The 13,141-nt window shown below is 40.6% G+C and carries 12 protein-coding genes; 1 reads left to right on the top strand and 11 read right to left on the bottom strand.

Annotated features, from left to right (window positions below):
* Nucleotides 1-163 precede the first annotated feature (163 nt).
* The 10 genes from dcuC to gpr all read right to left on the bottom strand — a co-directional run bounded on the left by dcuC (nt 164) and on the right by gpr (nt 11,519).
* Nucleotides 164-1,594, bottom strand: a complete 1,431-nt coding sequence (dcuC, locus tag UB51_RS03260; RefSeq protein WP_044876056.1) for a C4-dicarboxylate transporter DcuC — start codon at nt 1,592-1,594, stop codon at nt 164-166.
* Nucleotides 1,595-1,630: 36 nt separating this feature from the next.
* A complete protein-coding gene (rihC, locus tag UB51_RS03255) occupies nt 1,631-2,551 on the bottom strand; it encodes a ribonucleoside hydrolase RihC (RefSeq protein ID WP_044876055.1) in 921 nt (306 codons plus the stop codon).
* A 65-nt stretch (nt 2,552-2,616) separates the two neighbouring features.
* Entirely contained in the window at nt 2,617-3,510 is an 894-nt protein-coding gene (gene rbsK, locus UB51_RS03250) for a ribokinase (RefSeq protein WP_082063010.1), read from the bottom strand.
* Between the two features lie 16 nt (nt 3,511-3,526).
* Entirely contained in the window at nt 3,527-4,501 is a 975-nt protein-coding gene (locus tag UB51_RS03245) for a LacI family DNA-binding transcriptional regulator (RefSeq protein WP_044876054.1), read from the bottom strand.
* Between the two features lie 293 nt (nt 4,502-4,794).
* Nucleotides 4,795-5,256 (bottom strand): N-acetyltransferase, encoded by a 462-nt coding sequence (locus UB51_RS03240; protein WP_044876053.1) that lies wholly within the window; start codon nt 5,254-5,256, stop codon nt 4,795-4,797.
* Nucleotides 5,257-5,345: 89 nt separating this feature from the next.
* Nucleotides 5,346-6,539, bottom strand: a complete 1,194-nt coding sequence (gene hemW / locus UB51_RS03235) for a radical SAM family heme chaperone HemW (protein ID WP_044876052.1) — start codon at nt 6,537-6,539, stop codon at nt 5,346-5,348.
* A gap of 75 nt (nt 6,540-6,614) precedes the next feature.
* Entirely contained in the window at nt 6,615-8,429 is a 1,815-nt protein-coding gene (lepA, locus tag UB51_RS03230; RefSeq protein WP_044876051.1) for a translation elongation factor 4, read from the bottom strand.
* Nucleotides 8,430-8,540: 111 nt separating this feature from the next.
* Nucleotides 8,541-8,957, bottom strand: coding sequence for a hypothetical protein (locus tag UB51_RS03225; RefSeq protein ID WP_044876050.1), 417 nt, complete (start codon nt 8,955-8,957; stop codon nt 8,541-8,543).
* Nucleotides 8,958-8,988: 31 nt separating this feature from the next.
* The gene (locus UB51_RS03220; RefSeq protein WP_044876049.1) at nt 8,989-10,299 is read right to left on the bottom strand and encodes a stage II sporulation protein P; all 1,311 of its coding nucleotides are present in this window, start codon (nt 10,297-10,299) and stop codon (nt 8,989-8,991) included.
* Nucleotides 10,300-10,517: 218 nt separating this feature from the next.
* Entirely contained in the window at nt 10,518-11,519 is a 1,002-nt protein-coding gene (gene gpr / locus UB51_RS03215; RefSeq protein ID WP_044879861.1) for a GPR endopeptidase, read from the bottom strand.
* 159 nt (nt 11,520-11,678) lie between these two features.
* Here gpr and rpsT point away from each other — a divergent pair, with 159 nt between their 5' ends.
* Complete coding sequence (rpsT, locus tag UB51_RS03210) at nt 11,679-11,951, top strand: 30S ribosomal protein S20 (protein WP_044876048.1); 273 nt, start codon at nt 11,679-11,681, stop codon at nt 11,949-11,951.
* A gap of 87 nt (nt 11,952-12,038) precedes the next feature.
* Here rpsT and holA read toward each other — a convergent pair whose 3' ends face one another.
* A complete protein-coding gene (holA, locus tag UB51_RS03205; RefSeq protein WP_044876047.1) occupies nt 12,039-13,058 on the bottom strand; it encodes a DNA polymerase III subunit delta in 1,020 nt (339 codons plus the stop codon).
* Nucleotides 13,059-13,141: the final 83 nt, after the last annotated feature.

Raw genomic sequence — 13,141 nt, 5'->3', positions numbered from 1 at the left:
GGCTAATTTTCACCATCGTTAGCACTCACATTCAATGAGTGCTAACTGCTAATACAAAAATACCAAACTGACATGATCATTGTCAAGTCAGTTCAGTATCTTAAGTACGGCGATTTCATCACAATCATCTTGTTTGCTACAAAAGATGTAGTCTATAAACGATTTACAGGAAAATAATCATGGATAATATAAACATAAATACTACACCAGCAATCATAGGTACGGATGTTCTTTTTACAATGGCAATTGGATCGACTTTAATTGTTCCAGCAACGATTAACACCACTGCAGCTACAGGAGAAACAGCTCGGAATAGGTTTCCTGATAGACCCATAGGAACAGAAAGCGCGATTGGGCTAATTCCAGCTGCTACAGCTAATGGAACGATTAAAGGCACCATTGCAAAAATCAGAGCAGTACCACTTCCGCTTAATATGACTATAAGAGCAGTCAAGGCTACTATTACAAGAGGTAGAATAAAGTCTAACCCATTCCCTTGAATATTTTGCATCGCTGATTGAAGCTCGTCAACCAAGCCAATTGACTTTAAACCTGTTACAAAAACGGAGGCAGCAACTAACAATGCCACGATGGGAACAGCTCCACCCATTCCTTTAAAGAAGGCTTCCGTCTTTTCTAGAACGTTCTTATTCCCCTTATGTCTAATTAACTCACATACTATAGCGAGGACAAACGAAACTAATGTTGCCACCTCAACACTAATATCTACTGAATTACCTGTAGTAAGTTGCACACCGTAAGCACCTAATAAAAGAATAATTGGGAAGATAGGAAGAAGCGCATATACCGTTTTATATAACTTCCCCCCACTGATTACTTCGGCATTGCCTACTTCAACATTGTCTTCGTTTCCAGCTTGTAAATGTAGATTTGATTTTTTATCCATTCTCTTCTGCCAGAAGTAATGAACGACAGCTATAAATATCAACGTTGGTATTGAAACTAAGGCATGATAGTTAAATACATAGTCTGTTACAGTTAAGCCTGCGAATGATGAATGTTTTGCCAATTCTTCAGCTATCGCCACATTGTCGCTTCCTAAAGGAGTTGGGACTATAGTTGCTGAAGTAGCAATAACAGCACCGGCCGTCAAAGCAGACATACCCGTTTTTCTTAATATTGGAAATAAGGTTGCAAGTAATATGATTGCTAAATTTGAAGCACTAGGAATAACGAGTGAAAGTGCATTCCCTAATAAAAATACGATAGGAACTAAAACATACACTGATTTGATTTTTGATATTGGTTTCGTTAGAGCATTCACCGTTACTTCATTTGCACCAATTGAAGACATATAGGCTGTGTATCCGCCTAGCATGAGAATAATAAATCCTGCAGCACCGAAAGTTTGTTTGAACTGCACGACTATGACCTGGAGCGGATCTAGCCAGATAGATCCCGTTGATATAAAGTCTTTAACTGCTATCTCTTTTCCCATACCCATACTAATCAATATGAGTACTATACCCATTAAGAAAAGTGTGATTTTTATATCCATTTTTTTAATTAACATATAAATTACGATTAATACAGCAACGATAGCAGAGGCGTACATTACTAAATTCGAATCCATAATTTCACTTCCCCCTTGTAAATACTGATCTACCTTTTAATTACATTTTTTCAAACTTTCCATAAACCATTGCTTAAACATTTGTGGATCGATATCTACACATACTTTTGCATTACTGGACTTTCCTAGATATCCTTTGAAATCCACCACTGTACAACCCGTTGTCATGGAACCATTTAACTCCACATCAACAAATGTATCCGTCACTTGAAACATTTCAGGTTTTAGTAGGTAGGCAATTGCACAGCTGTCATACATTTTCAAGCCTGTTTTCATGCTTCCGCCTCTATATTTTTGGAATAATTGATAAATCATTCTACCCGTCTGATTCATATCTTTTAATTGCTCACTATCTTCAGGGTACACTAGAGCCTTCAATCCAACATCGAGTCCCACCATAACAATAGGCAGATTGCTTTGGAACACTATTTTTGCTGCTTCTGGATCGGCAAAAATATTAAATTCCGCCATCACTCCTGCATTTCCTCGAGCTGTGGAGCCTCCCATTAATACAATTTCAGCAATATTTGCTTTCACTTCTGGATACAGTTTTAATAAGAGTGCAATATTCGTTAATGGACCAATAGGAACTATTGTGATGGGTACTTCACTTTCCATAATGACACGATACATTGCATTCACGGCATTCTCTTTTAATACAAGATCTTCTGTTGGCTCTTCAAAATCAAATCCGTCCATCCCCGTAGATCCATGTATATCACTTGCATCTATAGGTTCCTTGATAAGCGGTCTTTCAGCTCCTAGGGCCACGGGTATATTTTTATTGAAAAATTTCAGTAATCTTAAGGCGTTAGTCGTTACCTTATCAAGTCCAACATTTCCAGCAACGGTGGTAATTAAACGAACATCTAATTCTTCACTGTAGAGTGCTATTGCAAGGGCAACTGCATCATCAATCCCAGGGTCTGTATCAATAATAATAGGTCTTTTTGTCATTTCATTTTCCTCCTTGAGAATATAATAAGTAAGCGATTTCAGAATTGGCATTTGGGATACTCTTTCTAGTCTGACCACCCCCGCTTGTTAATAAACTCTGCGACCTCTTCACCAGTAGGCATTCCTGTTTGTGCTCCCAGCTTGGTCGTTGATAACGCCGCAACTGCATTTCCGTATTTACAAGCCTCTCTTAAAGTGAATCCTTTGCTTAATGCAAGGGCCAATCCACCATTAAATGCATCTCCAGCGCCGGTAGTATCAACTACATTTATTGGATAAGCAGGAATATTTATATCCCTGGTCGCTTCAAGAATAGTAACGCCCTGACTTCCCTTAGTGACGATTAATTTTCCTTCTAACTCTTCTTCCGTTCTCTCTCTTTTCAACAGCATCTGTTCATGTTCATTTGGGGTAAGATAATTAACATTCTTTATTAACTCTGATGGTAATTCTTGCATCGGTGCAGGGTTTAGAATGACAGTAACTCCGTTTTCTTTTGCAATTTCTACCGCCTTTTGCACAGCTTCCAATGGTATTTCCAACTGAAGGATAAGAATATCACTGTCAGCAATAACATCTCGTTTAGAATTAACGAACGAAGCTGTCACATGACTATTAGCTGCAGGTACAACAATAATACTGTTGTCTTGATTTGAGACAATAATTGTAGCCGTTCCAGTTACATCTGTAACCGGTTCCACATTGCTTACATCGATACCTTCATCTTGTAGGTGTTCTAGAATATCCTTACCAAATATGTCATTACCCACACAACCAATCATTTGGACATGTGCTCCAAGTCTGGCTGCAGCTACAGCTTGATTTGCCCCTTTTCCCCCAGGATTCATTTGAAACTGGTCACCAAAGAGCGTCTCACCACTCTTCGGCACTTGAGAAGTAATCGTAACTAAATCCATATTAATGCTTCCAACAACAGTTATTTTAGGTTTCCGTTCCACACCAATCTGTCCCTTCTTAAGTTGAATTTCTCTCTATAAGTTCAACATCTAAGATAAAGTAGGTTTTCTCAAGCGGTTGTTGCTCCATTAAACTAACTAGCATTTTTGTTGCTATTTCTCCGAGCTCATAGATGGGTTGCACAATTGTCGTTAGTTCCGGTATCGTTGCTCTGGATAAACTAATTCCGTCAAAGCCAATAATTGCAATATCCTCAGGCACCTTTTTTCCAAGCTGGTGAGCGGCTTTAATTGCGCCAATTGCCATAATATCATTAGCTGCAAATATACCATCAATTTCAGGGTGTAGGCTTAAAAGCTCTATCGTCGCTTCAATTGAAGATTGCATATCGTAGTTTCCATTCACAATATAACTCTCACTAAACCATGGTTCCTTACCTACTACTTCTTTATAACCTTCACAGCGTTCTTCCGCATTGACAACCGCACGGGTACCTCTAATGTGGCCGATTCTCCTACACCCTTTACTTTTCAAATAACGGGTAGCAACAATAGAACCTTTTTTATTCTCCACAACAATCGTAGGTAAACCCTTACTAATTTCTCTGTCTATACTTACTACCGGAATATTAAGCTTTTCAATCTGACCAGCAGTTAACGTATTAGAAGAGACAATGATACCGTTAACATATTTTTGTTGCAATACGTCCAAATAGGCTTGTTCCTTTTCTCTATTCCCATCTGAATTGCACAGAATAATATTGTAACCTAACTTAGTAGCCGTATCTTCAACAGCTCTAGCTAACTCTGGAAAGAAAGGATTCATAATATCTGGCACGATTAAGCCGATTGTATTCGAGTGTTTCTTAAATAAACTTCTCGCTACCTCGTTTGGCTTGTAGTTAAATTCTTTAATGGATTTTTCAACCCTTTTTCTTGTTTCCTCGCCCACATATCCTTTGTCATTTAACACTCTAGACACAGTGGCAACGGAGACTCCTGCATGTTTCGCAACATCTTTTATTGAAACCATGTTTTCACTCCATCTCATAGGTAACCGGTTACATACAAAATATACTACTCATTTAATTGTAAGTCAATAAGAAATAATAAACATGTATTTTAGTAGGACACCGAAAGCGCTTAACGAGTCACTCGGCACACTTCCTTTCGTCTTTGATAGCAAATTTAAATAAAAACAAGCCACTATATCATTAGTCATTTTGATGTCCTAATGATACAGTGGCTTGCTAGATTGACCCTAGAAATCCTCGTTGTTATGCCAATTGTCTGATAAAATACTGAACTAACAAGATCATTGTCAAGTCAGTCCAGTATTTTAAGTACGGCAATTTCATCACAGCAATCTTGTTTACTACAAAAGATGCAGTCAGTCCACACCTTCTCCGGAAAAATCTCTTTCTCTACAATGCTGAATCCATTTTTCTGAAAAAAAGAAACTGCATATGTTAAGGCCATTATTTTCGGAAATTGTTGTTCTCTAGCTTCATTAATCAAAGCACCCACGAGCAAAGACCCGATGCCATGTCCTTGATGATTAGGAGATATCCCAAGTGAACGTATCTCTACTAGATCATCACCAAGTCTACATAACGAGCCGCAACCCACCATTTCCCCAGCCATTTCTGCTATAACAAACTGATCCAACTGCTTCTCCAGCACCTTACGTGAACGAGGAAGCATAATTCCCTGTTCTGCATAGCCCTCTATCATGTTAAATAGATGCTCTACATCGTCAGGTACAGCTTTTCTACATATCGCTGACATGACCGTCTCCCCCTTACACACGCTCCCTATATTATGAATAAATATACAACAACGCGTATAAAAGTTCAAGACGTCAAATGCTTATATTTCTACCCTGTTATGGAACCAATAAATTCAGCAAACACATCATTTCCGAACAAAATCCCTTGCTCGCTTAAGCGATATCCATCTTCCGTAACTTCAAGAAGTCCTGCACTAACCATCTTATGAAGAGGTTTGGCAAAAATCTCATCCATTTGCTCTTGAAATTGTTCTTCAAAATGAGCTCGAGATATGCCCGTCATGACCCGCAGCCCCACCATAAGGAAATCTTCCATAGCTTCTTCTTTAGATATTGGATTGACGTCTAAGCGTGGTAGACCTTGTGCCATACCTTCAACATAAGCGTTAACCCCTTTAATGTTCATATGACGTTGCCGTCCTACATATCCGTGAGCCCCTGCTCCAAGACCATAGTAATCCTCATTTAACCAATACGTCATATTATGACGGCTATGTAAGCCCGGTTTAGCAAAATTACTAATCTCATATTGCTCGTAACCCGCCTCTTTCATCCGACGCATTAACAGCAGGTACATTTGTAACTCATCATCTTCATGAGGTAGAGGAAGCTGATTCTTCTGGTACATCGTATGAAAGAGCGTATTCTCCTCCACCTTCAAGCTATATATAGAATAGTGAGGCAAATCAAGCGCTAGCGCCTTCGTGACACTCTCATCTAGCATTTCAACCGTCTGATTCGGTAGACCGAACATTAGGTCAATGGACATATTATCAAACCCAGCCTTACGCGCATTCTCCAAACTACGATACACATCATCTGTATTATGAATACGACCAATTCCGGAGAGTAAATCGTTCTGAAAAGCCTGCACCCCGAAGCTGAGACGGTTTACACCGCCTTCTTTCATAACCGTCAATTTCTCTAAATCAGTCGTGCCTGGATTAGCCTCCATAGAGAATTCAATATCGCTTGCCCAATCCGGAAAATGCTTGCGAACAGACTTCAAAAAGTATGCCATCTCATTAGGCTTAAGGACCGTAGGGGTTCCTCCCCCAACAAAAATACTTTTAATCTGTCCAGGAGGATTATTAGCTACTGTAAGTTCCATCTCACGGTCCAATGCAACCAAATAATCCATGACCGGCTGATCCTTCAGGACATATGAGTTAAAATCACAGTAAAAACATTTATTCGTACAAAAGGGAATATGCAAATAAACCGCTTGTGTCTTACGGCTTCCCTGATGTCCACGTGCTGGTTGTTGCTGAAGTATAGACATAATATTCCCTCCATTTAGAAAAGGGAAGCCGCATCGGCTTCCCCCCATTATTGTAATTACTTAATATTTCGTGCTTTATTCGTCAATCTTCAATACCGCCATGAAGGCTTCCTGCGGAACCTCTACGCTTCCGACTTGCTTCATGCGTTTCTTACCTTCCTTCTGCTTCTCAAGAAGTTTCCTCTTCCGTGAGATGTCACCACCGTAACATTTCGCGAGTACGTTCTTTCTCATCGCTTTAACGGTTTCCCGAGCCACGACTTTGGTTCCTACAGAAGCTTGAATCGGTACTTCAAACATTTGACGTGGTATAAGCTCCCGAAGCTTCTGACAAACAATACGACCCCGATGATATGCGCGTTCACGGTGTACAATGAATGATAAAGCATCGACTTGCTCATTGTTAAGCAAAATGTCCATCTTAACCAGATTAGAAGCTCGATATCCTGAGATCTCATAGTCATAGGACGCATATCCTTTGGTCCCCGATTTCAATTGATCAAAGAAATCATAGACTATTTCGGACAATGGTACATGATATGTTATCGTCACTCGCGTGGTATCCAGGTATTCCATGTTTACGAACTCACCGCGTTTATTCTGACACAGTTCCATAACTGTACCCACAAAATCGTTCGGTACGATAATAGCCGCTTTGACGTAAGGCTCTTCTACACGTTCAATCGTACCAATCTCCGGATAGTTAGAAGGGTTATCAATCTCAATAGTCTCCCCATTAGTCAATGCAATCCGATAAATAACACTCGGCGCCGTCGTAATAAGAGGAATATTAAATTCCCGCTCAATTCGCTCTTGAATAATCTCCATATGAAGCAATCCTAAGAATCCACAACGGAAACCGAATCCAAGTGCAGTTGAAGACTCGGGTTCGAAACTCAGTGAGGCATCATTCAGTTGTAGCTTCTCGAGCGCTTCACGCAGATCGTTGTATTCCGACGTCTCGATTGGGTAAAGACCACAATATACCATCGGATTAATTCTACGATAACCTGGGAGTGCTTCCGCTGCCGGATTCTTCGTATTGGTTACGGTATCACCGACGCGTGTATCTCCCACATGTTTAATACCGGCTACAATGAAACCAACATCACCAACATGTAATTCATCCACAATCGTCATACGCGGCATGAATGCGCCCACTTCAATAACCTCAAAGGTTTTCTCCGTTGCCATCATTTTGATCTTGGTTCCTGCCTTGATGCTTCCATCCACGACTCGTACATAGACGATAACACCCTTGTAAGGATCATAGTGAGAATCAAATATCAACGCTTTAAGTGGTTGCTCTGAATCTCCCGTAGGAGACGGAACCTGACTTACAATCTGCTCCAATATTTCCTTGATGCCTATCCCTGATTTGGCAGAAGCTAATACAGCTTCACTCGTATCTAGGCCTATAACATCCTCAATCTCTTGCTTGACGCGTTCCGGATCTGCATTAGGCAGATCAATCTTATTGATGACTGGCAAAATCTCAAGGTTGTTATCCAGTGCCAAATAGACGTTAGCAAGCGTCTGCGCTTCAATCCCTTGTGCTGCATCCACTACAAGTAATGCACCTTCACAGGCTGCAAGGCTACGAGACACCTCATACGTGAAATCCACATGTCCTGGTGTATCGATCAAATTCAGAATATACTCTTCCCCATCATCTGCACGATACTTAAGGTTAACAGCTTGTAACTTAATCGTAATACCACGTTCGCGTTCCAAATCCATCTTATCCAAAACTTGTTCTTGCATTTCACGGGACGTCAATGCCCCAGTAAATTCTAAAATTCGGTCAGCTAATGTCGATTTACCATGGTCTATATGCGCAATAATACTGAAATTGCGGATTTTCTGTTGTCTAGTCATTACATCTAACATGCCTTACCCCCACAAAACAGCCTGATATGTCAATCACCTCATTATAGCAGTTGTATGTTAGAGCGGCAATCCCGTGTATGAATCAAACTCAAATTTGTTCTTGAACATGCATTATTCTGTAGCTGAACTAAACAAAGATACGACGAAGCGAATGCTCTTCTCAGAGGCTTGTTGCAATAAATTGGCGGTCTTATCCGCCAATACATCCACTGTAGGCTTGGATGCCTCAGGTATTAAAATTTGCTGAGGCGTTGCATCTTTTTGTATATTCGAGATCTCTGTCTGATTCTGTTCTTCAGATGGCACTGGGTTTGGCTGTAATGTGATGGTATAAGTGCTTACTCCTGTTGGTTGATTCTGCTTAGGAATAGGGATAGTGATTTGTTGTTGCTGACCGGTATTCGGTACCACCTGAACTTCTGGTTCCGAAGAGGACATCTTTCCTAAACCGGACAACTGCATGCCTAGTAAAACAGCCATTCCTGTCCAGATGACAATGCCCCAAACTTTTCTACCCATACGAGACATGGGGACCCCTCCCAATCATTCATTTTATGAATTAGCCTTTGCTATCTATACCAGCAGTATTCTTGTCTGTTTTGTTTGCTTTATCTGTTTTATCCATCTTGTCTGTTTTCATAGCACTGGCTTTCTGTGCCTTTTGATCAGCGAAATAAATATCTGCAATGATATCTGCTAGAACTCGCGATGTCCGCTGCAACTCTTCCTTCGTACTATCCACTCCACCAATTTCAATGACAATACTATTAGGTGAAAGCGACTGATTATATTCACCATTGCCTTGTTCCGCCGTCTTCCCCCAAATTCCCCGAGATATGCCGGGATATGAGGTTTCTAAGCGTTTGTTGATCGCATTCGCATAGGCTTCATTTTGACGCCAGTTTTTGTTCTCATGACCGATAATGAAATACATTTGTGCGTAGCTCACATTGTTGATCACCGTTGTCGTTTTCTTATGACGCTGAGAATCACGATGGATATCTAATAAGTAGGTCAATTGATCATTCTGAGCTAGCGCTTCTTTCACAGTCTGTCGTGAATATTTATAGGAGTAATTCCAGTTATAATCTTGTATATAGGAGGCATAGTCCTTCTCAAGATGGAGGGTTCCAACTCCTCTCATCTTCAATTCCTTTGCAATAAAGCTTCCAACTTGCATAATATTTTTGGAAGAAACATCTGAATTCGGATTACTAATATTTATGCCAAGGAAGGGATTGAAAGACTCTCTTGGATGAGAATGATAGATTAGCACTTCATGTTTCCCTTGTATTGGATCATTCTTCTTACTACCCGGTTCAGGTGTAACTTCTTCCTCGATAACATCAGGATCACCTACCGGCTCTGGCGTTACCACTTCGCCTTGTTGTGTCTTAGCATCAGCTACCACCTTGCCAGAATCAGGATGATAATCTTCTGGCGCCTCTACATCTTCATTTCCTGAGCCCGTCCGTAGAAGAACCGGATCATTACTTCCCATCCCTGGCATTTCTCTAGCTAACATGCTTTTCGGATCATTTGGATTGACGCTCGTTAGTAACTGAAACGCAAAAGCGGTCATTTTCTCACCCGATAATGTAGAAGAAACCTTGCCCTTATTCAGATGAGGCATTTCCATGCCAAGCATATCCATAAAGACACCACTAGAGAGCGCTGCTGCAAAACCCTTCATGGAGGTTACAGGAGATGAATTAAATCTCTGCTCTACCATTCCACCAAAACCAAGTAGCACAAAAAATATCATTGAGCTAAAAACAAGCAATAGAAATGTACGTCCCATGGTCAGGACATGCAGCAATTTGGCTCTCCATTTGGCAACATTCCATAGTTGAAACCATTTTGTTCTCATCATAGTGTCCTCCTGAAATCTCTTATAATTCAAATCTATGAACTAGAGACAATTACTAGAACCGAAAACAAAAAAAAGAAGCTCCGATAGATAGATTGAACTAAAGTTTTCGCCCCAATTTTCTATTGATTCTAATGAGAATCAATAATAAGGTTGGTCTTTAGTTCATTCTATATAGATTCGGAGCTTTCTTGGTTATTCTGATGGAATAGATCTAATCAGTGAGTATATGATCCAACATTCGAAGGGTCTACAGCTTCATGCAACGCTGCATTTAATCCCGTCGCCACAATATTCGCCATATCTTCTACGAATTCATCAATTTCCTTTGGGGTCACAATGAGGTCATGCCCTAAAGGCTCAAGAACCTCTTTCACTAATGCTAATCGTTCATTCTCTGGCATGTCATCCAACATACCCATAATTTCCTTAGTGCTACCTGTCACCTGATCAAAGTGCCTCTTCATCATTTCAATGACATTATTTACAATTGTAGAAGCATAACAAACAGTCGGCACACCTATAGCAATACAGGGTACTCCTAGTATTTCTTTCGTAAGACCTCTTCGCTTATTACCAATACCAGAGCCAGGGTGGATTCCAATATCGGCGATTTGAATGGTCGTATTTACACGTTCCAACGATTTAGATGCTAACGCATCAATGGCAATGACTAAATCCGGCTTCGTGCGATCAATGATCCCTTGAACAATTTCACTTGATTCAATTCCCGTCACTCCGAGTACCCCCGGTGCTATAGCACTAATATCGCGATATCCTGGAGCCACCTGATCAGGAACCAATTCGAAATATTGCCGGGTTACCAACATGTTCTCTACAACAAGTGGGCCTAAAGAATCCGGCGTAACATTCCAGTTACCTAGTCCAACAACGAGCACTGAATGAGCCTTGTCAATGCCAACTAAGGTTAGGAAGTCTTCAAACTCTTTAGCAAAGGCTTCTGCTACTCGTTCTTGTAAACCCGTATCTCCACCACGTAACCCCGGAACCTCCAACGTTACGTAATGTCCCTTGACTCGGCCAATACTTCGTGAGCCTTCATCGTTGAGTACATTCAACCTAGTGATTGTAATTCCATCCTGTTCAGATACTTCTTCATCCACTCCTGGGATTGGCATATTGGACTTATTCTGTGCCATTTCTTTCGCATCTAAAGCTAAATCAGTCCGAACAGAATAATTGTGTAAATCTAATGTCACCACCATCAACCTCCTTTTTCTTTTCATGATAGTGTGCGAGAGGAAGTGGATGTTTATACGTAGCCTTTTTGGTATTGCTTTTTAAAGTTCACCGTGCTAAAATATTTTAAGTTATGAATCATTTCGATGCACTTGAATGTCTTACAGGAGGTGAATGCAATGCCGAATATTAAATCCGCTATCAAACGCGTTAAAACGAACGACAAACGCCGTGCGCTCAACGCTTCCCAAAAATCCGCTCTTCGTACAGCTGTTAAAGCCGCTGACAATGCGCTGGTAAATAATGAAGTTGAAGCTGCAAATGCTGCCATTCAAACCGCTTCCCAGAAGCTGGATAAAGCTGTTACTAAAGGTTTAATCCACAAAAATGCAGCAGCTCGTAAGAAATCTCGCTTGGCGAAAAAACTTAACGCCCTTAGTGCACAAGCATAAGAAGAGCGCTATCCATACGACAATGGAAAAGTCCTGAACAGCATGTTAGCTGATCAGGACTTTTTAGCATGCTATTTAATTGTTTTTCTATGCAACGAGCCTCAATAGGAATAATTCCAATCCTAGTATTTTATCAATTCTTCCTGTCTTCATTTGATAATCCAGATCAGCCATTCTACTTAATACATCACGTAAATCTTCAGCTCGAAACTTTCGAGCTTGTTCCCCAGCGATTTTGACTGCATAAGGATGAAGGCTAAGCTGCGAAGCAATTTGTTGCTGGGAGTAGCTCTGAGCTGCCAAATCCTTTACCTGCATAATAATTCGGAATTGTCTGGCAATCAGTGCAGCAATTTTGATAGGCTCTTCGCGTTGCTTAAGTAACTCATAATATATACCTAACGCCTTATCTATTCGAAGATTAGCAATATCCTCTACAAGGACAAATATATTCTGCTCTGTACTACGCGCTACGAGCTGATCGATGGTATCACATTCTATCGTTCCGCCATTCCCGGCGTATAAGCAAAGCTTATTGATTTCAGCAGACAACGTCTGGAGTTGTGTACCTGCATTTCTGATGAGTATATCAGCAGCTCCAGGTGCCCATATACATCCACTCTGCTTCGCCTGCTTGTCCACCCAACGAAGTAATTCTTCTCCGCCTAATGGAGCAAATGATAGAACGACTCCAGCCCCTTTAACCGCTTTAACCACTTTCTTGCGCTCATCTAACTTGTCATGCTGCACTACAAAAATAATAACGCTATACTCCGCCGGATTCTTTATATATTCCAAAAGTGATTCTATCCGATGCTCAATCTTTCCACCTTCTTTACCTGCTGTAAATACAGAAGCATCACGTACAAAGATTAGCTTACGCTCAACCATAAAAGGTACAGTCTCTGCCTCTTCCACAATGGTTTGAATCGGAACTTCCGATAAATCATAATTCACAATGGCAAAATCATGATCCTCTTTCTGAATCAAATGATTCTCCATCAGAGAAGTAAATTCTTTCATCTGATACTTCTCAGTTCCATAAAGAAGATACATGGGTGCTACTTCGCCTTGCTTAATCGTCTTTACAGCTGTCTTAACATCCACGCCAAATCCCTGCTCTCTATTTTAATGTAGATCATTTAGATTGAGCTAAAATTTCCGCCCTCCCAAGTTCTATAGATTCTAAA

Source organism: Paenibacillus sp. IHBB 10380, assembly GCF_000949425.1.
Lineage (GTDB): Bacteria > Bacillota > Bacilli > Paenibacillales > Paenibacillaceae > Paenibacillus_AQ.
Note: the sequence above shows the minus strand (reverse complement) of the source record. Positions and strands in the feature narration are given on the sequence as shown.

Excerpts from the sequence above, each read along its gene's own strand:
- dcuC (WP_044876056.1), bottom strand. The coding sequence starts at position 1,594 with ATGGATTCGAATTTAGTAATGTACGCCTCTGCTATCGTTGCTGTATTA.
- rihC (WP_044876055.1), bottom strand. The coding sequence starts at position 2,551 with ATGACAAAAAGACCTATTATTATTGATACAGACCCTGGGATTGATGAT.
- UB51_RS03245 (WP_044876054.1), bottom strand. The coding sequence starts at position 4,501 with ATGGTTTCAATAAAAGATGTTGCGAAACATGCAGGAGTCTCCGTTGCC.
- UB51_RS03240 (WP_044876053.1), bottom strand. The coding sequence starts at position 5,256 with ATGTCAGCGATATGTAGAAAAGCTGTACCTGACGATGTAGAGCATCTA.
- hemW (WP_044876052.1), bottom strand. The coding sequence starts at position 6,539 with ATGTCTATACTTCAGCAACAACCAGCACGTGGACATCAGGGAAGCCGT.
- lepA (WP_044876051.1), bottom strand. The coding sequence starts at position 8,429 with ATGTTAGATGTAATGACTAGACAACAGAAAATCCGCAATTTCAGTATT.
- UB51_RS03225 (WP_044876050.1), bottom strand. The coding sequence starts at position 8,957 with ATGTCTCGTATGGGTAGAAAAGTTTGGGGCATTGTCATCTGGACAGGA.
- UB51_RS03220 (WP_044876049.1), bottom strand. The coding sequence starts at position 10,299 with ATGAGAACAAAATGGTTTCAACTATGGAATGTTGCCAAATGGAGAGCC.
- rpsT (WP_044876048.1), top strand. The coding sequence starts at position 11,679 with ATGCCGAATATTAAATCCGCTATCAAACGCGTTAAAACGAACGACAAA.